The sequence below is a fragment of the Mesocryomonas lacus genome (assembly GCF_055730135.2).
In genome coordinates, this window is sequence record NZ_JBUZWE020000014.1 from 133,074 (window position 1) to 157,494 (window position 24,421).

The window sequence follows — 24,421 nt, forward strand, 5'->3', positions numbered from 1 at the left end:
ATGTTCCCGCTGTCCCACATGATGAAAAGCTTCATCCGCAAGGGCACCCTCGTGGTCATCGACGCCGACGGCCGGCGGCACAGTTTCGAGGGCGCGCCCGGCCCGCGCGTCGTGATGCGGCTGACAGACAAGGCGCTCTACCGCAAGCTGGTGCTGAACCCCGACATGGCCGTCGGCGAGGCCTATACGGATGGCACGCTCCTGTTCGAGGAAGGCTCGCATCTCCGCGACTTCCTGGCGCTGTTCTCGCTGAACCGAACGGGGCTCGGCGCCTATCCCCTGCAGAAGTTCGTCCGAAAATGGTCGGGCCTCTTGCGTCAGCGCCGGCGCAGCAACGTCGTCGGCGAGGCCGAGAAGAACGTCGCGCACCACTACGATCTCGGCAACGCGTTCTATCGGCTATTCCTCGACCGCAACATGCTCTACTCCTGCGCCTACTTCCGCAGCGAGGACGAGAGCCTGGAACAGGCACAGCGCAACAAGTTGCGGCTCTTGGCCGCCAAGCTCGACCTGCGGCCGGGACAGAAGGTGCTCGACATCGGCAGCGGCTGGGGGGATCTCGCGCTGTATCTGGCCGCCATGGAGGACGTTGAGGTGCTCGGCGTGACGCTGTCGACGGAGCAGCAGGCGCTGGCGACCCAGCGGGCCGCGGAAGCCGGCCTGTCGCACCGCGTCCGCTTCGAACTCATCGACTACCGAAAGGTCGAGGGACGGTTCGACCGCATCGTCTCCGTCGGCATGTTCGAGCATGTCGGCGTCAGCCACTACGACGAGTTCTTTTCGAAGATCAACGCCCTGCTGCCGAACGACGGCATCGCCCTCCTTCACTCCATCGGCCATATGAGCCCACCGGCGCGCACCAGCGCCTGGCTGCGCAAGTACATCTTTCCCGGCGCCTATTCGCCCTCGCTGTCGGAGGTCCTGCCGGTGGTCGAGCGGCATTCGCTGTGGGTGGCCGACCTCGAGTGCCTCAGGCTGCACTATGCCCGGACGCTGGCGATCTGGGAAAGCCGCTTCCAGGCCAACCGCCCGGCCGTGGTCGCGCTCTACAACGAACGCTTCGCCCGGATGTGGGAGTTCTATCTCCTGTCCTGCGAGACGATGTTCCGGTCGGGCGCGCAGATGGTCTTCCACCTGCAACTCTGCCGCCAGCGCGATGCCGTGCCGATCGTGCGGGACTATGCGATCGATACCCAGCGCCGCTACGCCGCGCTCGAAGCAGAACGGCTGCCGCCGCTCTGAGCGCCGGCGTCTCGCCGAGTCCTGACGGAAGGCCCCAAAGTAACGCGCTTGTCCCTAGACAGTCTCGCCGCGCCGTCGCCGCCGTTTACCATTTCTGCAATTTGTCCTTTGCCGCCCTTCGGGGAAACCGAATCATTTAGACTCGGCGCAGTAAGGTAATGCAGCTAACGACCGTAAAGCGGCGAGTAGAAGAGGGGCGAAGGGCCCGGGACAGTCAAACTGCCGACCGGCATGGGTCGGCTCGTATCGAGCGCAGACGATGACGAACATTGTTTTCCTGCCCGTCAGGAAACGCGAGAAGGAACAGCCCCCTCCGCCTTTGCCGAACCTGACGGCGCGGGTGAAGGAAGTGCTCGCCTTGTTTCGCTAGAACGCGGCCCGTCCGACTGGCCGCTAGATCCATTCTGTCCGCTTGATCATCATTCGTCCTCGAGTCTCGCGAGGTCGGTGCCTTTGCCGGAGCCGAATGCGTTCCGCCGCCTCAGCGCAGCCGCCCGTTGACGTAGCGATCCCGGAGCGCCTCGACGATGTTGGTAAAGTCGTCGGTCCAGGGACGGCGGTTGAGGTCGGGCACTATCCTCTTCCAGATGCCGGCGGTGGCGATATTGCCAAGATCCTCCGGCGCGGCGGCAAACGCCATGACCTCGCTCGATTGCCGCAGCCGCTTCTCCGGCGGCTCGCTGGAGTGATCCTCGATCTTGTAGGCGACAAGGCCGGCCTCTGCCGCCGTTCGCGCCAGGATCTGGGTGAGGTCGAGGTGCCGGTTGGAGATGTGGACGAGGATGGCGCCGTTCGCCGAGAGCGTCTGCCGGTATAGCGAGAAGGCTTCGCGCGTGATGAGGTGCGCGGGGATGGAGTCGGACGAGAAGGCGTCGATGACGATGAGGCTCTCCCCTCCGGCGTTCTTGCCGAGCGTCAGCCGGGCATCGCCCAGCACCACGCCAGCTGTCGGCGCACAGGCTGCGAGGAAGTGGAAGTAGCGGGGATCGCGGGCGATCTTCAGCACTTCCGGATCGATCTCGTAGAAGCGCCAGTCCTCGGACGGCGCGCTGTGGCAGGCAAGACTTCCCGAGCCGAGCCCGATCGCCGCGACGCGGGCGAGTTGCCCGCCTTGCGCCGCCCGGATCGATGCAATGCCGACGCCGAGACCGCCCTCGTAGGTGTAGTAGGTCGTCGGCTCCGGGCGGCCGGTAACCGGCGTGCCGTCGTCGTTGAGACGCCGCTCCGCGCCATGCAGCGTCGTGCCGTGGGCGAGCGTCAGGTAGCGGCCGTCCGCGGTGACATCGAGCTTGTGCACGCCGTAGAACGAGCGGATCGCCTGCTCGGCCGGCGAGCCGAAGCCCGCCAGCAGCATCGCCGCCGCAAGCGCCGCGGGGGCCAGCCAGGACGGCGCCCGCCACTGGGCCATCAGCAGCACGGCGACGACCAGCATCAGCCCGCAGCGCACGAGCGGCAGCGTCCCCAGCCGCGTGCCGAGGGCATGGCCGAGAAGGACGAGCGCGCCAAGGCCGAGGGCGAGCGCCAGCGGCGTGCGCCAGCCGCCCTTGCGCAGGCCAGCGACAAAGCCGGGACTGCAGAACAGCGAGCACAGAAGCAGCAGCGGATATTCAAGAACGGTCGAGAAGATCAGCGGCGCGACGAGCCCGGCGAAGATGCCGCCGAGGCAGCCACCCAGCGACATCAAGAGGTAGAATTCGGTCAACTGCCGCGCCGGCGGACGCTGCCCGTAGAGCGTCGCATGAGAGACCATCGCCGCAAAGAAGAAGGCGACGAGATGGATGAGGATGCCGAACCAGAACGGGGCGGGCAGCACGAGGTTGATCAGCGCGATCGCCACGGCCCAGACCTGCAGCCGCGCCAGCGCAGGAGCGGCGTTCTTGAACCGGTCGCCGAAGACCAGCACGAAGGTCAGGAGGAACAGCGCCAGCGGCACGACCCACAGCAGCGGAACGGCGGCGATGTCTGTCGAAATGTGCGCGGTGACCGAGACGAGGAGGCCAGAGGGCACGAAGGCGAGAAGCACCCAGCTCAGCCGCTTCCGGCCATTGACGACCGCCGCCTCGCAAGGTGTTGCCGGTGCCTGGGCGACCATCCCCCTCCCCCGATGGAGGGCCGCAGCGCCCGAGGCCGCCAGGAGCACGGCGAGGACGACGAAACCGCCGGCCCAGAGCCCTGTCTGGACACCCAGACGCAGGAAAGGCTCGATCACCACGGGATAGGACAGGAGCGCGGCAAACGAGCCGACGTTCGAGGCGGCATAGAGGAAATAGGGCTGGTCAGCATCCGGACGGCCGCTGCGGGCGTACCAGGCCTGCAGCAGCGGCCCGTTGGCGGACAGCCAGAAGAACGGCAGCCCGACCGCGACGAGGAACAGCCCGAGCAGCCAGACCGGCTGGTAGCGCTCGGGCATGGCGCCCCAGCCGCCGGGAATTGCCACCGGCAGCATGGCGATCGCCAGCAGCGCCAGGCCGAGATGCACCGGCAGGATGAGCCGGCGCGGACAAAACCGCGTCAGGAGGTGGGCATAGCCATAGCCGAACAGCAGGATCGCCTGGAAGAAGACCATGGCGATCGACCACACTGCGGCCGAGCCGCCGACGACCGGCAGGACGAGCTTGTTGAACATCGGCTGCACGCTGAACAGCAGGGCGGCCGAGAGGAACGCCGTCGCGACGAAGAGGACAGGCAGCAGCCGGTCGGCCGACCCGGTCCGCGGCAGAACGTCAGCGGGCGACGAAAGGGACATGGCGCGGTCTCGGCGGGTCGGTCGAACCTTGCTAGCAGGCGCATGGTAAAGATCCGGTTTCCCCCGCGGCAGGCACGCCGCGCCCGCCCGCGGCGCCTCAGGACGGAGCGGTGGCGAGCCAGATGACGTGGCGGGCGCCGCCGCGGCGACCATTGGCGCGGACCTTGACCTCCTCGGCGCGGAAGCCGGCCCGCGTCAGGCGCGCGGTGAAGGCGCGGTCGGGCGCCGAGGACCAGACCGCGAGGACGCCGCCGGGGCGCAGCGCGCGCCGGGCCGCGATGAGACCAGCCGCGTCGTAGAGACTGTCATTGCCCCGCCGCGTCAGCCCATCCGGCCCGTTGTCGACGTCGAGGAGAATGGCGTCGTAGCGTCGCTCTGCCGTTCGGATGCACGCGCCGACATCGCCCTCGATGATGGCGACTCGCGGATCGTCGAGGCAGCCGGCAAAGACCTCCGCCATCGGCCCCCGCGCCCAGGCGACGACCGCCGGCACGAGTTCGGCAACGGTGACCTTTGCCGCCGGACCAAGCGCTTCAAGCGCCGCGCGCAGCGTGAACCCCATGCCGAGCCCGCCGATCAGAAGGGCGGGCGCTGCCCGCCCGCCGAGCCGGTCGATCGAGAGCGACGCCAGCGCCTCTTCGGAGCCGCTGAGGCGGCTGTTCATCAGCTCTGTCGCACCGGCCATGATGGAGAACTCCTGGCCCCGCCGCATCAGCTTGAGCTCGCCGCCACCGGGCACGGCGGCGACATCAAGGGGGATCCACGGAATCATGACGGCCTTATCCTCGATCCCTACGGCGCGACGGCGGCAACAAATCCTGACGCCATTCGGCCACGCTCCACCTCTGGAAAGCTTTGATATGCTGGTAGCTTTGCCAGAGACGTGCCAATAGTTAAGAATTGGTAAAATGCCGATTCCACCGATTTGCTTATTGAGCTATCATTCGGTGATGCGCAGTGTTGGCGGAGTTGACGATGGAACAACCGACAAGGTGGGCGAACGGTCTGGAAGCCTGGGCCTTGCGCGGGACGGGCAACGAGGCAGGTGCGGGTGGCAGGCTCCCGGCGCCGGAAACCGTCGAGCTGCTGCCGCCATCGGAGGACGCAGCGCCACGCGAAGGTCCTGCCTCTGCTCCGAAGGCCGACTGGTCCGGCGCGCTTTCCCTGGTCGAGGATGCCAGCGCCGCGCTGCGCAACAGCGAAGAGCGGATCGCGCGTCTTGAGGCCGAGGCCGAACAGACACGCGAAGAGTCTCGCGCCGAACTGGAGGCGCTGCACGCGCAGCTGCGTCTGGCGCAGCGCGAGATCGAGCGCGCTTACGGCCAGGCCGCCGCCGCGACGGCGCGGGCGACCTCTGCAGAAGCATGGCTCGATCGTCTGGGCGGCACGATCGTCAACAGCTTCGGCAAGCTCGGCGGCAGCTCGCAGCGCCAAGCTTCCTGACGCTGCACTCTTACGGAACAAACGACCCCTGCGTTTGCAGGCGCGGGGCACGTCAAGGAATCAGGGATCATGGCCGAGACTCTTCGAGCACACGCTTTCGCAGACCACGATCGACAGCTGCGGGACGCGGGCGAGGACAGCACGCCCGTGCTGGCCGCGCTGAACTCCAACGCCATTGCGGTAACGACAGAGGCCATCGAGGAAACCGACGGCAACTGGCCGTCCGCCATGAAGCTGGTCGAGCGCGCGGCAGCCACGATCAAGGACTACGAGCGCAAGTTCAAGGACGTGGAAGCCGACACGCGTGCCTTCATGCAGCGGGTCGAGGAAGAACAGGCGCGGCTTCACGCCTATATCGCTTCGCTGGAAGCCAATGTCGCCGAACTGGAGACACGCGCCCAGGAAACCGACGCTGCCCTGCATGACGTGAAGATTGAGGCCTGGGAGACCAAGCTGAAACTGCGCTCGACCGAGACCCGGCTGGCCGAGGCCGAAGCGGAGACGCAACGCGCCAACGGCTATGCCCTGCGCGTCGGGGAACTGCTCGGCGAGATCTGATCGGCACGGTCTGATTGACCGGAGCGGGCCTTGCCTCTTCCGTACACAGCGCTGATTCACGCTGCCGGGCGAGCTTCAAGCATCGCTGATCCGTTAGTCTGGAAGTGCCCGCACCTCTTCTCCGGCGTCAGGCCTCCAGCGTCTCGACGCTGACGCCAAAATGGCGTGCCAGCGCCCGCACCGCCTTGTTGGCGGTGCCGATCCGGCCGTTCTCGATCGACAGGATCATCGCTTTTGGCAGCCGCGTGGCGGCGGCAAGCTCTTCCACGGTCTGTCCGTCGGTGATCCGCAGCCGCTGCACGTTGTCTGCAAGGCTCATTCCGTCTCCTCGTTGCCCTGCCAGCCCCTTCGCCCGCATGGCCTCCCCGCTGGGGCCGTCTGAGCTGTTCCCCGCCAGACCTTGCCGCACCCCCTCGAGAGTGGCGCTTCCCGGGACTTAGGGCGGCGGGTCCGGTTTCGGCAAGAGCGCGCGGCCGCCCTGCCCCTGCCGCGCGGCGGGCGTCCACCCAGCTTCGCTCAAGCCCCCGCCCGCTATGGATAGGCGTTCAGGAGCTGATGATGGCCTACGCACTCGACGACCTCAATGCTTTCGGCAACCACACGCCCGCCACGCGGCCCTACCGCTATGCGGCCGCCCGGCTTGCCGTTGAGCATGCCGAACGCCGCCTGCAGCAGGCGGTCGCGGCTTTCGTCGACTCGCTGGATGCGCCGAGCGAGCGCCGCGACTCGCTCGCCGAGCCGCTGTCGCGCCGGCTGGCCGCGCTGCGCGAAGCCGCGACGCCCGCGGGAACCGTGTCGGCCGGCTGACCGCTTCGCCGACCGGACACACTCCTCCCCACCCGCGAATGCAAAAACCTGACGCTGCTTCCGCCCCGCGGCTTGGCCGGCACTGGGAAGCCTTTGCCAAATGCTGCGATCGGCGTTACCGGAGAGCTGTGCCGAACGATCCCTCGGTCGGCGCCGGCGATGGTGTCAAAGCCTGTTCCTGCTCGCGGAACGGGAGGACAACGCCGCTGCGGGGCGGCTTTCAGCGGGCCGGACGCTCCTCTCCCATCCCGCCTTGCCCCACTGGCCAACCAGCTCAGGAACTTCTCCATGACGGACACCAAAGCGGATATCGGCGTGCTCGGCCTCGGCACCATGGGCGCCAATCTCGCGCTCAACATCGCCGAGGAAGGTTTCCTCGTCGCCCTCCACAACCGCACGACCGCGAAGGCCTTCGCCCTGCGCGACGAGAACCCGGCGCTCGCCGGCAACCTCGTCCCCTCCGAGACGATCGAGGCCTTCATCGACGGGTTGAAGAGCCCGCGCACCGTGCTGTTCATGGTCAATGCCGGCGCCCCGGTGGACGAGCAGATGGACCTCGTCATGCCGCTGCTGTCGCCCGGCGACATCATGATCGATGCCGGCAATGCCGACTTCAACGATACCGTCCGCCGCTCGAAGCGCGTCGAGGGCACCGGCATCCACTTCGTCGGCATGGGCGTCTCCGGCGGCGAAGTCGGCGCGCGCAACGGCCCCTCGATCATGGTCGGCGGCGAGGAGAAGATCTGGCAGACGCTGCAGCCGATGCTGGAGCCGGTCTCGGCGCAATACGAGGGCCAGCCCTGCGTCGCCTGGCTCGGTCCGGACGGCGCCGGCCATTTCGTCAAGACCATCCACAACGGCATCGAATATGCCGACATGCAGATGATTTCCGAGATCTACGGCATCCTGCGTGACGGCACCGGCATGGCCGCCTTGAACATGGCGGAAATCTTCGCCGACTGGAACACGCGGGGCCTCTCCTCCTACCTCGTCGAGATCACCGCGACGGTCCTCGCAGAGACCGACCCCGACACCGGCAAGCCGATGGTCGACGTGATCCTCGACGAAGCCGGGCAGAAAGGCACCGGGCGCTGGGCGGTGATCGAGGCGCAGAAGCTCGGCATTGGCGCGACGACGCTGGAATCGGCGGTGTCGGCGCGGGGCGTCTCCTCCCGCCGGACCGAGCGTGCGGGGGCAGAGGCGCTCTATGCCGGCGTCGCGACGACCGCGCCCGCCTTCAAGACCGATGCCGCCGGGCTCGGCGAGCTCGAGGCAGCGCTCGAGACCGCGAAGATCATCGCCTATGCGCAAGGCTATGCGACGATGGCCGAAGCCTCGACCGCCTTCCATTGGAACCTGCCGCTCGGCGACATCGCCCGCATCTGGCGCGCCGGCTGCATCATCCGCTCACGCTTCCTCGACGACATCGCCCAGGCCTACGACACCGGCGAGACGGTGGTGAACCTTCTGCAGGCGCCGAGCTTCGTCGCCCGTGTCACAGAAGGCCAGACGGCGCTGCGCAGCGTCGTCGCCAAGGCCGCGCTTGCCGGCATCCCGGTCCCGGCACTCTCGGCCGCCCTCGCCTATTTCGACGATTACCGGCGCGCCCGCGGCACGGCCAACCTGATCCAGGGACAGCGCGACCTGTTCGGCGCGCACACCTATCGCCGGCTCGACCGGGAGGGCGTGTTCCACCACCATTGGCCGATCGTCTGACACCTATCCGCACCCGGTCCATGCACCAGTTGCATGGACCGGGTGCGGCAGCGAGCGAAGACCGGTTAAACAGAATACGCACGCCATCTCTGTCGCGGCCCACGTCGTCCGCGTCATCGCCCTCGGCATCTATCTCTATCGTGATGAGACCGAGCCGAAAGGCGTCGAACTAGGATCGACAGGTCCGGCATCGCCTTTCGGTTAAAATAGCGCAGAGCGTTGCCGGGTGAGAGCGCCCGGTATGGCTCTGCGCACGGCTCGTCCCGACCGCTTGCCGGCTTGGCTCTCCGGCTGCCCCCCGTGACATGAAGCAACGTCCCTAACCGCAGCCGGCGCAACGCTCACGGCCGCTTGCGCTTGACCGGATCTGCGCGTTCATGCATGTTTTGGCATGTTGTTGCACGATTGGACGCCATGAGCCCGCATCTTCTCACCGCTGAACGCCAGACGCAGATCCGCAGCCTGCTCGCGCAGGACGGCCGGGTGCTCGCGGCGCGGCTTGCGCAAACCTTCGGGGTTTCCGAGGATACCGTCCGGCGCGATCTCAGGGAGATGGCCGAGGCCGGGCTTTGCCAGCGCGTCTACGGCGGCGCCGTGCCCCTGGCACCGTTCGAGGGCTCGCTTAGCGCGCGGCGGCACGTCCGCACCGATGGCAAGTCCGCTCTCGCCACCGCCGTTGCGACCTCCATAGCACCGGGCTCGGTGGTGTTTCTCGACGCCGGATCGACCAACCTCGCCATCGCCGGACGCTTTGCCGAAGACGCCGGCCTCACCGTCATCACCAATGCGCCGGCGATCGCCACGGTTCTGCTGGAGCGCCGCGGCATCGAGACCATCCTCCTCGGCGGCAGGGTCGACCCGGTGACCGGCGGCTGCTTCGGCGCGAAGGCACTCGCGGATGCCGACCGCTTCCGTCCGGACGTTCTGGTGCTCGGCGCCTGCGGTGTCGATGCCGTGGCCGGCATCACCGCTCATGTCTTCGAGGAGGCCGAGTTCAAGGCGGCGCTGGCCGCCTCCAGCCGGCAGGTGATCGTTGCCGCCACCACCGACAAGATCGGCACCGCCGCGGCCTATGCCGTGCTGGCGCCGGAGGGAATCTCGACCCTCTTCGTGGAGGCCGACTGTCCGGCAGCACTGCTCGCACCGTTCACGGCAAGCCAGATTGCCGTCGTGACCGCAGGCGCCGAGAAACCGTCGGCGACGGGCCGCCGACGATCTCGGGCCTGATGCACTTCCGCGTGACAGCATAACCCTTGATAGCCCCCAGCGAGACCAGATGACCCTCAGCCTCGACATCCCTGCCCACTCATGGCCCCGCGAGCGCATTGCCGTCGCCGCCGCCTTTCTCGCCAACGGTCTTTTGATCGGCAGCTGGGCGCCGGAGATTCCGCTGTTCCGCGAACGGCTCGGCCTGTCGGAGTCGCAGCTGGGGCTGATGATCCTCGCCTTCGGCGTAGGGGCGGTTGCGACGATGCCGCTCGCCGGCCGGGCGATCGCCGCCATGGGGTCGCGCCGGCCGACGATCATCCTGCACCTCGCGCTGATCGCAGCCCTCCCTTTGCTGGTCTTCGCACCATCCTTGCCGCTGGCGATCCTTGCCATCGTCTTCGCCGGGATGACCACGGGCGGGCTCGACATCGCGATGAACGCCAACGCCGTCTCGGTGGAGCGGCGTCTGCCGAACCCGATCATGTCCTCCTGCCACGGCTTCTGGAGCGTCGGCGGTCTTGTCGGCGCAGGCGCCGGCGGCTTCCTGATCGAGGCCGTGGGGCCCGAGGGTCACGCTCTCGTCGTGGCCGCCGTCACGCTGCTGCTGTGGTTCGTGGTCTGGCGCCATGCGCTGTCGGACAGGCTCGAGGCCCAGACCCATGTGGCGACAGGATCGGCTGGCGATACCGCCGCTCCCAGAAGCGACACCACCGCTGGCCTGCTGCTGGCCGCCGCCGTCGGCATGTTCGCGCTGTTCGCGATGATCCCGGAAGGGGCGGCGATCGACTGGAGCGCCCTCTACATGCGCCAGGAACTCGGCGCGGATGCCGCCACCTCGGGCCTTGCCTTCGCGGCGTTCTCCCTCAGCATGGCCGTGCTGCGCTTTGCTGGCGACGGGATTCGCCGCCGCTTCGGCGCGGTCACCACCACGCGTTTCAGCAGCCTCGCCGCCGGCCTCGGCCTCGTGCTCATCGCCGCCGCGAACGGCACGCCAATGGCGCTGGTGGGCTTTGCCGTGATGGGCATCGGCGTCGCCAACATCGTGCCGATCGCCTTTTCCGCTGCTGGCAACGTGCCCGGACTGAAGCCCGGCACCGGCCTCAGCATCGTGTCGGGGCTCGGCTATTCCGGCATCCTGATCGCGCCCTCGGTGATCGGCTTCGTCGCCGAGCACACCGGTTTTGCAGCGGTCTTCGCCGGCCTGTCGCTGCTGCTGGTGGTGACCTTTTTCGCCGCCCGGCTGGTCGCCGTCGCCGATCGCGCGGACGTTTGAACGCCTCAACGCAAAACGCCGGCCCCTTCCGGGACCGGCGCTTCGACGGCAGACTACTGAGACAGTTAGATCCGCCCCATCAGCAGCAGGATCAGGATCACCACGACGACGACACCCAGGATGCCGCTCGGGCCATAGCCCCAGCTGCGCGAATGCGGCCAGGACGGCAGAGCACCGATCAGGACGAGAACGAGGATGATGATGAGGATTGTGCCGAGCGTCATGTCGATATTTCCTGCCTGAGAACAACGTATGGTGTCACAAACTCGCGAGGCTACCGTGAGTTCCACTGTCGCCGCAGAAGCGCCATCTTCTGGTTCGGCATGAAGGGCCTTACAGTGTTCGTTCCAGCCGACGGCAGGACTTGATGCGGTTGCGATCAGACCGCATTTGACAAGCTGCGCCGAAAGCGCGAACTCGAAGTGATACACGCCCCTTTGCCCGTGACCTCGACCGTCCCGGGACCTCGACCGCCTAGAACCTCGACCGCCCCATGACCTCGACCGGATGTCGCCGATGAACATCGAAGCCCCCATCGAAGCCTTCGAGGCCCAGCCGACACCGAAGCGCCCGACCGTCGGCGTCAGGGTCGGCGGCGTGCTGGTGGGCGGCACCGCCCCGGTCGTCGTGCAGTCGATGACCAACACGGACACAGCCGACGTCGATGCGACCGTCGCCCAGGTGGCGGCGCTTGCCAAGGCCGGCTCGGAGATCGTGCGCATCACCGTCGACCGCGACGAATCGGCCGCCGCCGTGCCGCATGTGCGCGATCGACTGGAGCGGCTCGGCATCTACGTGCCGCTGGTCGGCGACTTCCACTATATCGGCCACAAGCTGCTCGCCGATCACCCGGCCTGCGCCGAGGCGCTGGCGAAATACCGGATCAATCCCGGCAATGTCGGCTTCAAGGACAAGAAGGACCGGCAGTTCACCCAGATCATCGAGACCGCGATCCGCTACCAGAAGCCGGTGCGTATTGGCGTCAACTGGGGCTCGCTCGACCAGGAACTGCTGACCGCGCTGATGGACGCCAACTCGCTGCTGCACCGCCCGCGCTCTGCCGGCGCGGTGATGCGCGAGGCGATCATCCAATCGGCGCTGCTCTCGGCGGAACTCGCCGAGGAGACTGGCCTTTCGCGCGACAAAATCATTCTCTCGGCCAAGGTCTCCAACGTCCAGGACCTCATCGCCGTCTACCGCGACCTCTCCAGCCGCACCGATCTTGCGCTGCATCTCGGCTTGACCGAGGCCGGCATGGGCTCGAAGGGCATCGTCGCCTCCTCCGCGGCGCTGGGGATCCTGCTGCAGGAAGGCATTGGCGACACCATCCGCGTTTCGCTGACACCCGAGCCCGGCGGCGACCGCACCCGCGAGGTGCAGGTCGCGCAGGAAATCCTGCAGACCATGGGCTTTCGCCAGTTCGTGCCGATCGTCGCCGCGTGCCCCGGCTGCGGGCGCACAACCTCAACCGTGTTCCAGGAACTCGCCGAGCAGATCCAGGACGACCTGCGCACGTCGATGCCCGTCTGGCGGGAGAAGTATCCGGGCGTCGAGGGCCTGAAGGTCGCCGTCATGGGCTGCATCGTCAACGGCCCCGGCGAATCCAAGCACGCCGACATCGGCATCTCGCTGCCTGGCACGGGCGAAACACCGTCGGCGCCAATCTTCGTCGACGGGCAGAAGGTCGCGACCTTGCGCGGTCCCAACATCGCGGAGGACTTCAAGGTGATGGTCGCCGACTACATCGAGAAGCGCTTTGGCGTCACCCGCGCTGCCGCCGAGTAAACGGCGTCCGTCTCAATTCAGCCGACCGTCCCTGGCCTTTCGAACCGGCCTTGCGGCGAGTGCTGTGGCCATGGCGCTGCTCTGGGCCCTGGTGCCAGCATCGGCCGCTCCCACGCTGACCAATCTCGACCCGGGAACGCATAACCTTGCCCTCGTCCCGCCCGATCTCGTCCGCATCTCCATCCCGGTCAAGGAGCGCAGCGGCATCGACCTCGTGTGCGACCTCATCGCTGCCAACGCCGCCGCCACCGCCATGCCCCCGGACTATTTCGCCCGGCTGATCTGGAAGGAAAGCCGCTTCGACGCCGACGCACGCTCGCCGGTGGGGGCACAGGGCATCGCCCAGTTCATGCCCTACACCGCCAAGGAGCGGGGGCTCGCCGACCCGTTCGACGTGCGCGAGGCGATCCGCCATTCCGCGCTGTATCTGCGCGACCTGAAGTCCGAGCTCGGCAATTGGGGCCTTGCCGCCGCCGCCTACAATGGCGGCATCAACCGCGTGAAGCGCTGGCGCGTCAGCGGCGGGGCACTGCCCTACGAGACCGAGAACTACGTCCTCTCGATCACCGCGCGGCCGGCCGACTGGTTCGTCGACGAAGGCCGGGAGATCGAGGAGATCCCGCTCGACGAGGGCAAGGGTTTCGACGAGGCCTGCCGCGCTCTGCCGGTGATGCGCACCCGCACGCCGAAGATCGAGAGCGCGCCGATGCAGCCCTGGGGCGTCCAGATCGCCGGCCACCCCAACCAGTCGATGGCGCTGAAGTCGTTCCGGCGCGTGCAGGGCCGCTTCTCCTCGGTGCTCGGCGACAAGGCGCCGATCGTCCTGCGCGACCGCGCCAGCCATGGCCGCATCTACGCTGTGCGCATCGGCGCCGACTCGCGCGGCGAAGCCGACAGCCTCTGTGGCAAGCTCCGCAGCGCGGGCGGGGCCTGTGCGGTGTTCAGGAATTAGAGCTACCGGATAAGCTCGACGGTTACGCCGACGTCAGCCGCAATGGTCAGCCAAGCCCGGTCCGCTGTCAGTGCCGGAAGGCCGCGTTGCCGAGCCAGGGCAAGGCATATTCGATCACCTAGGGACAGCCCAGCCTTTCGACAAAGCGGGAGCAAGAGACCCGCGTCGAAGGCGAGTTGCCGCCCAACTGGCACGATTTGCATGTCCAGAATCCGCAGCGACGTCTCAATATCAGCGCTTCCAACACCGGCTCGCGCAAAGATAGAGACGACTTCGCCGAAGTTGATCGACGCCATGATGGATGCTGACAGAACTCTTCTTACCACCTCGGCGCCGGGCTCGTTGTTCAGCAGGGCAAAAGCAGCCGATGCATCGACGACATGGCTCATTCGTTTTCGGCTTCACGTCGCCTCGCGGCGATAAAGCTATCCACCGAGTTCACTTCAGCATTTCCAAGAATTGACCGTGTCCAAGCTTGTACACGTCGCAGTTCTTCGTCCCGCGTCAGGCGAATAGTAAGACCGCCCGGCGATTCCTCGACCGTCACCTCGGCGCCCGCCCTAATGCCGAGACGTTCCAGGATGCTGGCCGGCAGATGAAGCGAGCCATCGGGATTAATCCGCGCCAACGAAGTCATTGATGCCTCCGCAACTGAGAGAGTACTGATTTACTACCACAAGCGCAGCGATCTCGGGACGAGAATCACGTTCGGTGAGGATCAGAGCCTACCTCAGCTCTTCCGCTCCGCAATAAACCGCGCCGCCGCCACCAGCACCGCCGCCCGCTCGCCGTAGGGCGCGAGCAGTTCGCTCGCCTCGGCGACAAGGGCCGCCAGCCGGTCCTCCGTCCAGGCATGGCCATGCAGCGCCGGCAGCGTCTTCTTGCCCCGCGCCCGGTCCTTGCCGGCGGCCTTGCCGAGGGCTGCGGCATCGGCGGTCTCGTCGAGCAGGTCGTCGGCAAGCTGGAAGGCAAGGCCGATGGTCTCGCCGTAGCGCCGAAGCCGCTCGCGGTCCTCAGGCAACGCTTCCGCCAGCATCGGCCCGGCCTCGCAAGCGAAGGTGATGAGCGCGCCGGTCTTCATGCTCTGCATCCGCGAAATTTCGGCCTCGCCGAGATCCTGCTGCTCGGCCGCCAGATCCAGCGCCTGCCCGCCGACCATGCCCGCCGCTCCGGCCTCGCGCGACAGGGCGCGGACGAGGTCCAGCCGGCCGGACGCGCCAATCCCCGGTGCGTCCGCGAGGAGGCCGAAAGCCAGCGTCAGCAGCGCGTCGCCGGCGAGGATCGCCGTCGCCTCGTCGAACGCCTTGTGCACCGTCGGCTGGCCGCGGCGGAGGTCGTCATCGTCCATTGCCGGCAGATCGTCGTGCACCAGCGAATAGCTGTGGATGCACTCGAGCGCCGCCGCCACCGTCACCGCCTCATCCTGCGGGCGGCCAAAAAGCTGTGCCGTCTCGATCACCAGGAAGGGCCGCAGCCGCTTGCCACCGTTCAAGACGCCGTGGCGCATGGCGGCGCGCAGCCGCTCCGGCGTGCCGCGCATCAGCGGATGGGCGGCGTCGAGGCAGAGATCGAGCGCCGTCTCCACCGCCAGCGCCGCCGCCCTCAGCCGGGCCTCGAAGGAGTGTGTGCTCATCTGACGTCTCCGGCATTCGGCGACCCTTTGCCGGCCGCAAGGGGAGCTTCGAACGGCCCACCATCCCGGTCGGCTTCGCCGATCGCGCTTCGGCCGTCAAGCGCCGGGGACGGCGCGGGAGAAAGCGCGGCGCGGCAACCGTTGCGAGTCGCCGCACGCGCCGATATGACGGAAGGCGATCCCCGTCCGACGGCCGGGCACTTCTGCCCCCAAGGCCCACCGGAAAGCCCTCCATGCTGCGACGTGTCCTCGGCCTTCTGATCGTTACGCTAGTCGTGCTGATCGCCCTGCCGATCGCGCTGGTGCCGGTCTACGCCATTCCCGGCATCCGCCCGGTCTCGACGCTGATGCTGGGCGACTATCTGACATTCCGGCCGGTCACCCGCGACTGGGTCGATCTCGAGGATATCGCACCCGTGCTGGTGCATTCGGTGATGATGTCGGAGGACGGTCAGTACTGTTTCCACGGCGGCGTCGACTGGCGGGAACTGAACGCGGTGATCACCGAGACGCTGGATGGCGAGGAGACCCGTGGCGCCTCGACCATTCCGATGCAGACGGCCAAGAACCTGTTCTTGTGGAACAGCCGCTCCTTCGTGCGCAAAGGTCTGGAAGTGCCGCTAGCGGTTTACGCCGACTTCTTCCTGTCGAAGAAGCGGCTGATCGAGATCTATCTCAACATCGCCGAATGGGGCGACGGAATCTACGGTATCGAGGCCGCCGCCTGGCACTATTTCAACAAGCCGGCCTTTGCCCTCACCGGCCGCGAGGCGGCGCTCCTCGCGGTGACCTTGCCGGCGCCGCGCAAGCGCAATCCGGCCAAACCTTCGCGGGGCCTTTCGCGGCTGGCGGGCACGATCGCCGCGCGGGCGCAGCGGTCCGGCGACTATGTCGATTGCGTCGCCGTCACACCGAACAAGCGCACCGCCGGCCAGTAAATTTCGCTTCCGCCCTTCCCATCCCCCCATGGTTTTGCTATGGGCTGCGGCGAATTCCCGTCATCCCCGAGCCTGATGCGGTCGACATCGATCGCCGGGTTCGCGACGTGAATGCCAGGATCTGACAAGGGCACCCGACGCCTCGCGGATTTCGGCAGACATTCAATCCATGCGGATCAGCCCTCGCGGCGCCGCCGCTATCCGAACGGAGCAGACCGATGGCCGTACCGAAGAGAAAGACCTCGCCCTCCAAGCGTGGCATGCGTCGTTCGCACGACGCCCTGACCGCCCCGACCTATGTCGAGGACAAGAACTCCGGCGAACTGCGCCGTCCGCACCATGTTGACCTGAAGACCGGCATGTACCGCGGCAAGCAGATCCTGACGATCAAAGGCAACGCCTGATCTGATCGGGCTGCCGGATCACACCGGTGGTCAATGGACCGCCGTCTGATCATATCGACTTCCAAGGCCGGGCCAAAAGCCCGGCCTTTTTCATGCGATCGGTAAAGGCCCAAAAGGGACTAGAGAAAGATTCCTTTGGCGGCGTGCCGTGGGAGAGCGGGGCGAAAGCCTCCGCTGCGGACCGCTCTGCACCAGGCCCGCGGGAGGGCGGGACCGAATGGTCAAGTCGGCCCTGCCCGTGTGTCGCGGCGTTCAGGCCTTGGTCGCGGCCATCGCCTCGATCCGCTTCTGCATCTCGTCGAGCTGGCGGCGCATGTCGGAGAGGTCTTCGGGCGCAGCGGCCGGGGCCGGCACCGGGCGATCCTCGGCCGGTGCCATGGCGTTGGCGATAAACGGATTGAACATGGTCATGGCCTGCCGGAACATCTCGGTATTGCGGCGCACCTGCGATCCCATCAGTTTCATCGGGTTCTGGCCGGCGACGCCGCCCGGCTTGTCGCGATAACCCTCCTGCTCGCGCGAGAAAGCCGCCATCGTCTGCTCGAGATAGCCGGGAATCACCATCTGCATCTGGTCGCCGTAGAAGCGGATCAGCTGACGCAGGAAGGCGATCGGCATCATGTTCTGGCCAACCTTATTTTCCTGCTCGAAAATGATCTGGGTCAGGACGGAATGCGTGATGTCCTCGCCGCTCTTGGCGTCCTGCACCACGAACTCCTCGTTGCCCTTCACCATCGCGGCGAGATTCTCGAGCGTCACGTAGGTGCTGGTGCCGGTGTTGTAGAGCCGCCGGTTGGCGTATTTCTTGATGACGGTGGTTTCCGCTGACTTGGCCATGGGTGTTTTCCTCTCCCCGCGCCGCACACTGCCTGTCGGTCTCAAGGCCGACTTCCGGCGTATTGCGTTGCGCCATCGAAAGCATTCCACAAAAAAGCCTATCTTCCAAATATTTCCCGCATTGCACGCAGACTTGGCTGCGGCGCGGTCTTGCCTAAGACTTGAGCAGGATTCGCCAGCGCGAGAGGGGCCGCGCGGTGCCCTGTCGAAGCCGTTTGACAGTGCCGAACCCGGTCTGCGAAACTCGCCCTAAAGGCCTTGGGTACTGCAGATTGTAGACCTTGCAGAGCGCCGCCACGGGAGGAAAACCCCATGTCCGTCGTAATCGTGGGCGCAGCCCGCACGCCCGTCGGCTCGTTCAACGGCGCCTTTGGCGACGTCCCCGCCCACCAGCTCGGCGCCGCGGTGATCCGCGAGGCGCTTTCCCGCGCGAGGGTCGAGCCCAGCGAAGTGGACGAGGTGGTGATGGGCCAGATCCTTTCGGCCGGTGAAGGCCAGAATCCGGCGCGCCAGGCGGCCATGGCGGCTGGCATCCCTAAGGAAGCGACCGCCTGGGGCCTCAACCAGCTCTGCGGCTCGGGTCTTCGCGCCGTCGCCATCGGCATGCAGCAGATCGCGCTCGGCGATGCGAAGATCGTCGTCGCCGGCGGCCAGGAATCGATGTCGATGGCCCCGCACGCCGCGCACCTGCGCGCCGGCCAGAAGATGGGCGACATGAAGCTCGTCGACACCATGCTGAAGGATGGGCTGATCGACGCCTTCCAGGGCTATCACATGGGCGTCACCGCCGAGAACGTCGCCCGCCAGTTCCAGATCACCCGCGATATGCAGGACGAGTTCGCCGTCGCCTCGCAGAACAAGGCCGAGGCCGCACAGGCGGCCGGCCGCTTCCGCGATGAGATCGTCGCCTTCACGGTCAAGGGCCGCAAGGGCGACACGGTGGTGTCGGAGGACGAGTACATCAAGGCCGGCACGACGCTCGACAAGGTGCAGAAGCTGCGCCCGGCCTTCGACAAGGAGGGCACGGTCACCGCGGCCAACGCCTCCGGCATCAACGACGGCGCGGCGGCGACCGTTCTGATGAGCGAGGAAGAGGCGGCGCGCCGCGGGCTGACGCCGCTGGTGCGGATCGCCTCCTGGGCGACCGCGGGCGTCGACCCCGCGGTGATGGGCACCGGGCCGATCCCGGCGTCGCGCAAGGCGCTGGAAAAGGCCGGCTGGTCGGTCGCGGACCTCGACCTCGTCGAGGCGAACGAGGCTTTTGCGGCACAGGCCTGCGCCGTCAACCGCGAACTCGGCTGGGATCCCGCCATCGTCAACGTCAACGGCGGCGCCATCGCCATCGGCCACCCGATCGGGGCGTCCGGCGCGCGGGTGCTGAACACGCTGATCCACGAGATGATTCGCCGGGATGCCCGCAAGGGCCTCGCCACCCTCTGCATCGGCGGCGGCATGGGCGTCGCCATGTGCCTCGAGCGAATGTAGGAAAGATCCGGACAGGACAGAGGCGGCAGCAAGCCGTCCTTGCAGCGGTGGGAGGCACGGCATGGGCAGAGTAGCGGTCGTCACGGGCGGCACGCGCGGTATCGGCGCGGCAATATCGAAGGCGCTGAAGGCCGAGGGCTATCAGGTGGTGGCGGTCTATGCCGGCAACGACGCCGCGGCCGGGGCCTTCACCGCCGCCAACCACATTCCGGCGCGCAAATGGGATGTCGGCGATTTCGATGCCTGCACCGCGAACCTTGCCGCCATCGAGGCCGAGCTTGGCCCGGTCGAGATTCTCGTCAACAATGCCGGCATCACCCGCGACGCGATGTTTCACAAGATGACGCTGGCGCAGTGGCAGGCGGTGATCTCGACCAACCTCAACGGCCTCTTCAACATGACCCGCCCGGTCTGGGAGGGCATGCGCGAGCGCGGTTTCGGGCGGATCATCAGCATTTCATCGATCAACGGGCAGAAGGGCCAGATGGGCCAAGCCAACTACTCCGCCGCCAAGGCGGGCGACATCGGCTTTGCTAAGGCGCTGGCGCAGGAGGGCGCCCGCAAGGGCATCACCGTCAACACCATCTGCCCCGGCTACATCGCCACCGACATGATGGCGACGATCTCCGACGACGTCATGCAGAGGCAGATCCTGCCGCAGATCCCGGTTGGCCGGCTCGGCGAGCCCGAGGAGATCGCGCGCTGCGTCGTCTTCCTCGCCTCGGACGCCGCCGGCTTCATCACCGGCTCCACCATTTCCGCCAATGGCGGGCAGTATCTGGCGTAGGGTAAGCCGCGGGCCTAGACTACGCTCTCGGGCATTCGGACCTGGCTGCGGTCCGGACACCCTTTCATCCGGCGACGCCGCACCCAGATAGACCCCATGAACCGCAGCCAGACCGAGACGATCCGATTCGACGGGACCAACGTCACCGCCGTCCTCGGGCCCACCAATACCGGCAAGACGTTTCTCGCCATCGAGCGGATGGTCGCGCACTCGTCCGGCGTCATCGGCCTGCCGCTGCGCCTTCTGGCGCGCGAGGTCTACCAGAAGGTCTGCGACCGGGTCGGCGTCAGCCAAGTGGCGCTGATCACCGGCGAGGAGAAGATCCGGCCGCCCAAGGCCCGCTTCCACATCTGCACGGTCGAGGCGATGCCGCGCAAGACCGACGCCGCCTTCGTCGCCATCGACGAGGTGCAGCTCGCTGCCGATCTCGAGCGTGGCCACGTCTTCACCGACCGTATCCTTCATTGCCGCGGCCGCGAGGAGACGCTGCTGCTCGGCGCCTCCACCATGCGCGGCGTCCTCGAGAAGCTCCTGAAGGGCGTCCAGACCGTCACCCGGCCGCGCATGTCGAACCTCGTCTATGCCGGCTCGAAGAAGACCACCCGACTGCCGCGCCGTTCGGCCATCGTCGCCTTCTCGGCCGACGAGGTCTATGCCGTCGCCGAGCTGATCCGCCGCCAGCGCGGCGGTGCGGCAGTGGTGATGGGGGCGCTGAGCCCGCGCACCCGCAACGCCCAGGTCGAGCTCTACCAGTCCGGCGACGTCGACTTTCTCGTGGCGACCGACGCCATCGGCATGGGCCTCAACCTCGACGTCGACCACGTCGCCTTCGCGCAGGACTGGAAGTTCGACGGTTTTCAGTACCGCCAGCTGACCCCGGCCGAGCTCGGCCAGATCGCCGGACGGGCCGGGCGGCACCTGCGCGACGGGACGTTCGGCGTCACCGGCCGGGTCGATCCGTTTCCGCAGGAGCTGGTCGAATCACTGGAATCACATGCGTTTGCGCCGGTCCGTGTGCTGCAATGGCGCTCGCCGGACGTGGATTTTCGCTCGATCGACGCGCTGAAGGCGAGCCTCGACCGGCTGCCGCCGGTGCCCGAGCTCACCCGTTCGCTGCGCTCGGTCGACCAGGAGGCGCTGGAATTCCTGTCGCGCTCGCCGGAGATCGTCGACCGTGCGACCAGTGCGAAAAGCGTCGAACTCCTGTGGGAAGCCTGCAAGCTGCCGGACTACCGGCGCATTGCGCCGGCCCAGCACGCGGAGATTATCGCCAGCGTATACCAGGACTTGGTCTCCAACGGCCACATCTCGGAAGACTACATGGCGACCCAGGTGATCAGGGCCGACCGGACCGAGGGCGACATCGACACACTGTCGCGGCGCATCGCCGAAATCCGCACCTGGACCTATATTTCCCACCGGCCGGGTTGGCTTGCCGATCCGTCACACTGGCAGGAAAAGACACGTGCCATCGAGGACCGTCTGTCGGACGCATTGCACGACAGGTTGACGAAACGCTTCGTAGACCGCAGGACAAGCGTCTTGATGAAGCGGCTGAGAGAGAACGCAGTCATGGAAGCTGAAATCGGCGGCGACGGCAAGGTGCTCGTGGAGGGCCACCATGTCGGCGAACTGCAGGGGTTCAGGTTCACGCCGGACGTTAAGGCCGATGGGCCGGACGCCAAGGCCGTGCGTGCCGCAGCCCAGAAAGCACTCGCCAGCGAGTTCGAAAACCGCGCGGAGCGTTTCGGCAATTCGCCGAACGGCGACCTTGCGCTGGGTTCGGATGCGCTGCTGCGCTGGCTCGGCGCGCCCGTTGCCTCACTGACCCAAGGCGACGATCCCCTGCAGCCCCGCGTCGTGCTGCTCGCCGACGAACAGCTGACCGGTCCGATGCGCGACAAGGTCGCCGCGCGTGCCGAGCGCTACGTGACCTATCAGGTCTCTACCGTTCTGAAGCCGCTGGTCGAGTTGAAAACCGCCGAGGGTCTCGAAGGCGCGGCGCGCGGCATCGCCTACCGGCTCTGCGAGAATTTCGGCCTGATCCAGCGCCGCGACGTCGCCGAAGAGGTTCGCGCGCTCGACCAGGACGCGCGCGCGGCGCTCCGCCGCTACGGCGTGCGCTTCGGCGCCTATCACATCTTCATTCCCGCTTTGGTGAAGCCGGCACCGGCCAATCTCCTGACGCTGCTCTGGGCGATCGCCCATGACGGCCGCGACAAGCCGGGCTTCGGCGACGTCACCCATCTCCTGTCGACCGGGCGCACCTCGGCGCTGCCCAATCCCGAGTTCGATCCGGTTTTCTACGGTCTTGCCGGCTACCGCCTGCTTGGCCGCCGCGCTGTCCGCATCGACATTCTCGAGCGGCTCGCCGATCTCATCCGCCCGGCTTTGTCCTGGAAGCCCGGCAACGGCAAGCGCCCCGAGGGCGGCTATAACGGTGCGCAGTTCCTGGTGACGCCGGCGATGATGTCGATTCTCGGCGCCACCGCCGACGACATGGACGAAATCCTGCGCGGTCTCGGCTACCGCCCGCAAGGCGTCGACGCCAAGCAGGTCGAAGAGGCTCTGGCAAAGTACGACATCGAAGCCATGACGCCCTCGCCGGCCGTCCAGCCGACGGAACCCGCGGCAGCTGCCGACGCCGTTTCGGTGGATGACAACGCACCGTCGAGCGAGGCCGTGACACCGGCGCCGTTCGAGGCCGACCGCATGCCGGCCTCGATCGCGGCAGAAACCGCGTCTGCCGAGGATGCCGAGGTCGGCGAAGGTGACGACGTCGTCACCAGCATTGCCGTCGCCAATGAGGATGAGAACGAGACGCCCGCCGAGTTCGCGGAAGGCGAGGCGGTCATCCTGCAGCGCGACGAGAATGCCGCGATGACGGCGGAGAGCGATAGTTCCGCCCCCGAGGACGTCGCGGGTGACGCCACTGCCGCGAACGGCGATCCGCTGCCCCTCGACGTCGTGTTCGGCGAGGCGGAGGCCCCCCGGACGGACGAGACTAACGAAGCTAGCGAGACCGAAGAGACCGAGGGCGTCGCGGACGACGCCGATACCGTCGAGATCCGTCACATCAAACCTGCCAGCGCTACCGAAGCGTCCGAAGCGTCTCCCGCCGAACACGCTCCTGCTGCCGACAAGGCCGCTGAAGCGCCGAAGGTGTCCGAGGGCAAGGCCGAGGAGCCAAAGCTGGTGCAGGTCTGGCGTCCGCAGCGCCAGGAAGCGCGCGGCGGCGCCCGCGACAACGCCCGTTCGGGCCGCAACCGTCCGAACCGCGACGGCCAGGCACGCACCGCCGCGACCGGCGAAGGCGCGGCGACGGGTGATGCAGTGGCGGCACCGTCCGGTGAACGCGGTCCACGGCCAGGCCGCAACGACGGTCAGAGCCGCTCGCAACGGTTCGCAAAGGCTGGCGAGGCGGCAGGCAATGCCCGTCCGCCGCGCACCGGCGGAAAGCCCGGCGAAGGGCGCAACGAGCGCAACGACCGGTCCGGCCGCGACCAGCGCAGCGACAGCAAGCCGGCACCCCGCTTCGACAAGGCCCCTGCCCCTCCTGCCAAGCTTGACCCCGACTCGCCCTTCGCCAAGCTCGCGGCTTTGCGTGACAAGTTGGGAAAGTAAGGCCGCGTGCCGGGCACGGAACAGCGGATCGACAAGTGGCTGTTCTTCGCGCGCGTCTGCAAATCCCGCAGCTTGGCGCAGAAACTCACGCAGTCCGGCGCCGTCCGGATCAACCGTGAGAAGACGACGAGCGCTGCCAAGCTCGTGCGCCCCGGCGATGTGCTCACCGTCACCCTCGGGGGCGGCGTCAAGGTTCTGAAGATCCTCGATCCCGGGGAACGCCGGAGCCCGGCACCGGAAGCGCAGACGCTTTATGAGGATCTGACGCCGCCACCGGTGAAGCCGGAGACCGCGGCAGAGGCCGCCGCGGCGATCGGCTATCAGCCGAGCGACCGGCCGCCGAACAAGCGTGAACGCCGGGCTCTCGATCGCCTTCAATGGAACGAAGGCGACTGACGCAGTTGGAGCGCCGCTGGGATCGGGCAGACGGTGCCGGAAAAAGCGTTCCGATCTGCGGCCCGCCCGCGACATGCTTTACCCTTGCCAGTCCGGTGCCGAGCCGCTACGTCCCGGGATCAGAACGATACCAGCCTCTGCGAGCGCTGCGCCGTTCGCTTCATCCCATTCGCGTCGCGCCGGTCGGGCCGCTCGAAGATCGCCGAGGATCCGTTATGACCTATGTCGTGACCGACAACTGCATCAAGTGCAAGTTCATGGACTGCGTCGAAGTCTGTCCGGTGGACTGCTTCTACGAGGGCGACAACATGCTCGTCATCCACCCGGACGAATGCATCGATTGCGGCGTCTGCGAGCCGGAATGCCCCGCCGAGGCGATCAAGCCAGATACCGAGCCGGGCCTCGACAAGTGGCTGAAGGTCAACGCGGAGTACGCCGAGCAGTGGCCGAACATCACCATCAAGCGCGACGCGCCGGCCGATGCTGCTGAATTCGACGGGCAGACGGACAAGTTCGAAAAATATTTCTCGCCGGAGCGCGGTCAGGGCGACTGACAAACGCTTGCCGTCCTTGATCTATTCGAGCT

General features: G+C 67.0%; 24 protein-coding genes. 16 read left to right on the forward strand and 8 right to left on the reverse strand.

Annotated elements, in window-relative coordinates:
- Complete coding sequence (locus tag ACZLZY_RS20455) at positions 1-1,242, forward strand: class I SAM-dependent methyltransferase (RefSeq protein ID WP_472935893.1); 1,242 nt, start codon at positions 1-3, stop codon at positions 1,240-1,242.
- A 481-nt stretch (positions 1,243-1,723) separates the two neighbouring features.
- Here the strand turns inward: ACZLZY_RS20455 and ACZLZY_RS20460 are convergent, their stop codons facing one another.
- Positions 1,724-3,988, reverse strand: a complete 2,265-nt coding sequence (locus tag ACZLZY_RS20460) for a fused MFS/spermidine synthase (RefSeq protein ID WP_472935894.1) — start codon at positions 3,986-3,988, stop codon at positions 1,724-1,726.
- A 97-nt stretch (positions 3,989-4,085) separates the two neighbouring features.
- Entirely contained in the window at positions 4,086-4,760 is a 675-nt protein-coding gene (locus ACZLZY_RS20465; RefSeq protein WP_472935895.1) for a spermidine synthase, read from the reverse strand.
- A gap of 203 nt (positions 4,761-4,963) precedes the next feature.
- Between ACZLZY_RS20465 and ACZLZY_RS20470 the strand changes: the two genes are divergently transcribed.
- Entirely contained in the window at positions 4,964-5,431 is a 468-nt protein-coding gene (locus tag ACZLZY_RS20470) for a hypothetical protein (protein WP_472935896.1), read from the forward strand.
- Positions 5,432-5,578: 147 nt separating this feature from the next.
- Positions 5,579-5,989 carry a hypothetical protein gene (locus tag ACZLZY_RS20475; RefSeq protein ID WP_496253595.1) on the forward strand — a complete coding sequence of 137 codons (411 nt, stop codon included), beginning with the start codon at positions 5,579-5,581 and terminating at the stop codon, positions 5,987-5,989.
- A 127-nt stretch (positions 5,990-6,116) separates the two neighbouring features.
- Here ACZLZY_RS20475 and ACZLZY_RS20480 read toward each other — a convergent pair whose 3' ends face one another.
- Positions 6,117-6,308, reverse strand: coding sequence for a helix-turn-helix domain-containing protein (locus ACZLZY_RS20480; RefSeq protein ID WP_472935898.1), 192 nt, complete (start codon positions 6,306-6,308; stop codon positions 6,117-6,119).
- Positions 6,309-6,547: 239 nt separating this feature from the next.
- Between ACZLZY_RS20480 and ACZLZY_RS20485 the strand changes: the two genes are divergently transcribed.
- The 4 genes from ACZLZY_RS20485 (at position 6,548) to ACZLZY_RS20500 (ending at position 10,994) form a co-directional block, all read left to right on the forward strand.
- On the forward strand, positions 6,548-6,796 hold the full coding sequence (locus ACZLZY_RS20485; protein ID WP_472935899.1) for a hypothetical protein: 249 nt from the start codon (positions 6,548-6,550) through the stop codon (positions 6,794-6,796).
- Positions 6,797-7,084: 288 nt separating this feature from the next.
- Positions 7,085-8,512 carry an NADP-dependent phosphogluconate dehydrogenase gene (gene gnd / locus ACZLZY_RS20490; RefSeq protein ID WP_472935900.1) on the forward strand — a complete coding sequence of 476 codons (1,428 nt, stop codon included), beginning with the start codon at positions 7,085-7,087 and terminating at the stop codon, positions 8,510-8,512.
- 414 nt (positions 8,513-8,926) lie between these two features.
- Positions 8,927-9,739: a DeoR/GlpR family DNA-binding transcription regulator gene (locus tag ACZLZY_RS20495; protein ID WP_472935901.1), complete on the forward strand. Its 813-nt coding sequence runs from the start codon at positions 8,927-8,929 to the stop codon at positions 9,737-9,739.
- Positions 9,740-9,788: 49 nt separating this feature from the next.
- Positions 9,789-10,994 (forward strand): MFS transporter, encoded by a 1,206-nt coding sequence (locus tag ACZLZY_RS20500; RefSeq protein WP_472935902.1) that lies wholly within the window; start codon positions 9,789-9,791, stop codon positions 10,992-10,994.
- 65 nt (positions 10,995-11,059) lie between these two features.
- Here the strand turns inward: ACZLZY_RS20500 and ACZLZY_RS20505 are convergent, their stop codons facing one another.
- Complete coding sequence (locus tag ACZLZY_RS20505; RefSeq protein WP_472935903.1) at positions 11,060-11,218, reverse strand: DUF3309 family protein; 159 nt, start codon at positions 11,216-11,218, stop codon at positions 11,060-11,062.
- A gap of 292 nt (positions 11,219-11,510) precedes the next feature.
- Between ACZLZY_RS20505 and ispG the strand changes: the two genes are divergently transcribed.
- Positions 11,511-12,779: a flavodoxin-dependent (E)-4-hydroxy-3-methylbut-2-enyl-diphosphate synthase gene (gene ispG, locus ACZLZY_RS20510; RefSeq protein WP_472935904.1), complete on the forward strand. Its 1,269-nt coding sequence runs from the start codon at positions 11,511-11,513 to the stop codon at positions 12,777-12,779.
- Positions 12,780-12,849: 70 nt separating this feature from the next.
- The gene (locus ACZLZY_RS20515) at positions 12,850-13,731 is read left to right on the forward strand and encodes a transglycosylase SLT domain-containing protein (protein ID WP_472935905.1); all 882 of its coding nucleotides are present in this window, start codon (positions 12,850-12,852) and stop codon (positions 13,729-13,731) included.
- Positions 13,732-13,733: 2 nt separating this feature from the next.
- Here the strand turns inward: ACZLZY_RS20515 and ACZLZY_RS20520 are convergent, their stop codons facing one another.
- The 3 genes from ACZLZY_RS20520 to ACZLZY_RS20530 form a co-directional block, all read right to left on the reverse strand.
- Positions 13,734-14,120: a type II toxin-antitoxin system VapC family toxin gene (locus ACZLZY_RS20520; RefSeq protein ID WP_472935906.1), complete on the reverse strand. Its 387-nt coding sequence runs from the start codon at positions 14,118-14,120 to the stop codon at positions 13,734-13,736.
- Entirely contained in the window at positions 14,117-14,368 is a 252-nt protein-coding gene (locus ACZLZY_RS20525; protein WP_472935907.1) for an AbrB/MazE/SpoVT family DNA-binding domain-containing protein, read from the reverse strand. Before ACZLZY_RS20525 ends, ACZLZY_RS20520 begins: the two co-directional genes overlap by 4 nt.
- A 93-nt stretch (positions 14,369-14,461) precedes the next feature.
- On the reverse strand, positions 14,462-15,364 hold the full coding sequence (locus tag ACZLZY_RS20530; RefSeq protein ID WP_472935908.1) for a polyprenyl synthetase family protein: 903 nt from the start codon (positions 15,362-15,364) through the stop codon (positions 14,462-14,464).
- A gap of 233 nt (positions 15,365-15,597) precedes the next feature.
- Here ACZLZY_RS20530 and ACZLZY_RS20535 point away from each other — a divergent pair, with 233 nt between their 5' ends.
- Positions 15,598-16,302 carry a biosynthetic peptidoglycan transglycosylase gene (locus tag ACZLZY_RS20535; protein ID WP_472935909.1) on the forward strand — a complete coding sequence of 235 codons (705 nt, stop codon included), beginning with the start codon at positions 15,598-15,600 and terminating at the stop codon, positions 16,300-16,302.
- A 218-nt stretch (positions 16,303-16,520) separates the two neighbouring features.
- On the forward strand, positions 16,521-16,706 hold the full coding sequence (rpmF, locus tag ACZLZY_RS20540) for a 50S ribosomal protein L32 (RefSeq protein ID WP_472935910.1): 186 nt from the start codon (positions 16,521-16,523) through the stop codon (positions 16,704-16,706).
- A 252-nt stretch (positions 16,707-16,958) separates the two neighbouring features.
- On the opposite strand, the gene phaR is transcribed toward rpmF, so the two are convergent.
- The gene (phaR, locus tag ACZLZY_RS20545) at positions 16,959-17,543 is read right to left on the reverse strand and encodes a polyhydroxyalkanoate synthesis repressor PhaR (protein WP_472935911.1); all 585 of its coding nucleotides are present in this window, start codon (positions 17,541-17,543) and stop codon (positions 16,959-16,961) included.
- A 312-nt stretch (positions 17,544-17,855) separates the two neighbouring features.
- On the opposite strand from phaR, the gene ACZLZY_RS20550 reads away from it, so the two are divergent.
- From ACZLZY_RS20550 to fdxA, 5 genes are all read left to right on the forward strand, one after another.
- The gene (locus ACZLZY_RS20550; RefSeq protein ID WP_472935912.1) at positions 17,856-19,028 is read left to right on the forward strand and encodes an acetyl-CoA C-acetyltransferase; all 1,173 of its coding nucleotides are present in this window, start codon (positions 17,856-17,858) and stop codon (positions 19,026-19,028) included.
- 61 nt (positions 19,029-19,089) lie between these two features.
- Positions 19,090-19,815, forward strand: a complete 726-nt coding sequence (gene phbB / locus ACZLZY_RS20555) for an acetoacetyl-CoA reductase (protein WP_472935913.1) — start codon at positions 19,090-19,092, stop codon at positions 19,813-19,815.
- A gap of 96 nt (positions 19,816-19,911) precedes the next feature.
- Positions 19,912-23,439 (forward strand): helicase-related protein, encoded by a 3,528-nt coding sequence (locus ACZLZY_RS20560; RefSeq protein ID WP_472935914.1) that lies wholly within the window; start codon positions 19,912-19,914, stop codon positions 23,437-23,439.
- Positions 23,440-23,445: 6 nt separating this feature from the next.
- Positions 23,446-23,835, forward strand: a complete 390-nt coding sequence (locus ACZLZY_RS20565) for an RNA-binding S4 domain-containing protein (RefSeq protein WP_472935915.1) — start codon at positions 23,446-23,448, stop codon at positions 23,833-23,835.
- Positions 23,836-24,050: 215 nt separating this feature from the next.
- A complete protein-coding gene (gene fdxA, locus ACZLZY_RS20570) occupies positions 24,051-24,389 on the forward strand; it encodes a ferredoxin FdxA (protein ID WP_472935916.1) in 339 nt (112 codons plus the stop codon).
- The last annotated feature ends 32 nt before the right edge of the window (positions 24,390-24,421 follow it).

Excerpts from the sequence above, each read along its gene's own strand:
- ACZLZY_RS20460 (WP_472935894.1), bottom strand. The coding sequence starts at position 3,988 with ATGTCCCTTTCGTCGCCCGCTGACGTTCTGCCGCGGACCGGGTCGGCC.
- ACZLZY_RS20455 (WP_472935893.1), top strand. The coding sequence starts at position 1 with ATGTTCCCGCTGTCCCACATGATGAAAAGCTTCATCCGCAAGGGCACC.
- phbB (WP_472935913.1), top strand. The coding sequence starts at position 19,090 with ATGGGCAGAGTAGCGGTCGTCACGGGCGGCACGCGCGGTATCGGCGCG.
- ACZLZY_RS20515 (WP_472935905.1), top strand. The coding sequence starts at position 12,850 with ATGGCGCTGCTCTGGGCCCTGGTGCCAGCATCGGCCGCTCCCACGCTG.
- ACZLZY_RS20485 (WP_472935899.1), top strand. The coding sequence starts at position 6,548 with ATGGCCTACGCACTCGACGACCTCAATGCTTTCGGCAACCACACGCCC.
- ACZLZY_RS20530 (WP_472935908.1), bottom strand. The coding sequence starts at position 15,364 with ATGAGCACACACTCCTTCGAGGCCCGGCTGAGGGCGGCGGCGCTGGCG.
- rpmF (WP_472935910.1), top strand. The coding sequence starts at position 16,521 with ATGGCCGTACCGAAGAGAAAGACCTCGCCCTCCAAGCGTGGCATGCGT.
- ACZLZY_RS20535 (WP_472935909.1), top strand. The coding sequence starts at position 15,598 with ATGCTGCGACGTGTCCTCGGCCTTCTGATCGTTACGCTAGTCGTGCTG.
- ACZLZY_RS20500 (WP_472935902.1), top strand. The coding sequence starts at position 9,789 with ATGACCCTCAGCCTCGACATCCCTGCCCACTCATGGCCCCGCGAGCGC.
- gnd (WP_472935900.1), top strand. The coding sequence starts at position 7,085 with ATGACGGACACCAAAGCGGATATCGGCGTGCTCGGCCTCGGCACCATG.
- ACZLZY_RS20520 (WP_472935906.1), bottom strand. The coding sequence starts at position 14,120 with ATGAGCCATGTCGTCGATGCATCGGCTGCTTTTGCCCTGCTGAACAAC.
- ACZLZY_RS20525 (WP_472935907.1), bottom strand. The coding sequence starts at position 14,368 with ATGACTTCGTTGGCGCGGATTAATCCCGATGGCTCGCTTCATCTGCCG.
- ACZLZY_RS20560 (WP_472935914.1), top strand. The coding sequence starts at position 19,912 with ATGAACCGCAGCCAGACCGAGACGATCCGATTCGACGGGACCAACGTC.
- ACZLZY_RS20550 (WP_472935912.1), top strand. The coding sequence starts at position 17,856 with ATGTCCGTCGTAATCGTGGGCGCAGCCCGCACGCCCGTCGGCTCGTTC.
- ACZLZY_RS20465 (WP_472935895.1), bottom strand. The coding sequence starts at position 4,760 with ATGATTCCGTGGATCCCCCTTGATGTCGCCGCCGTGCCCGGTGGCGGC.
- fdxA (WP_472935916.1), top strand. The coding sequence starts at position 24,051 with ATGACCTATGTCGTGACCGACAACTGCATCAAGTGCAAGTTCATGGAC.
- ACZLZY_RS20495 (WP_472935901.1), top strand. The coding sequence starts at position 8,927 with ATGAGCCCGCATCTTCTCACCGCTGAACGCCAGACGCAGATCCGCAGC.
- ACZLZY_RS20480 (WP_472935898.1), bottom strand. The coding sequence starts at position 6,308 with ATGAGCCTTGCAGACAACGTGCAGCGGCTGCGGATCACCGACGGACAG.
- ACZLZY_RS20505 (WP_472935903.1), bottom strand. The coding sequence starts at position 11,218 with ATGACGCTCGGCACAATCCTCATCATCATCCTCGTTCTCGTCCTGATC.
- ACZLZY_RS20470 (WP_472935896.1), top strand. The coding sequence starts at position 4,964 with ATGGAACAACCGACAAGGTGGGCGAACGGTCTGGAAGCCTGGGCCTTG.
- phaR (WP_472935911.1), bottom strand. The coding sequence starts at position 17,543 with ATGGCCAAGTCAGCGGAAACCACCGTCATCAAGAAATACGCCAACCGG.
- ispG (WP_472935904.1), top strand. The coding sequence starts at position 11,511 with ATGAACATCGAAGCCCCCATCGAAGCCTTCGAGGCCCAGCCGACACCG.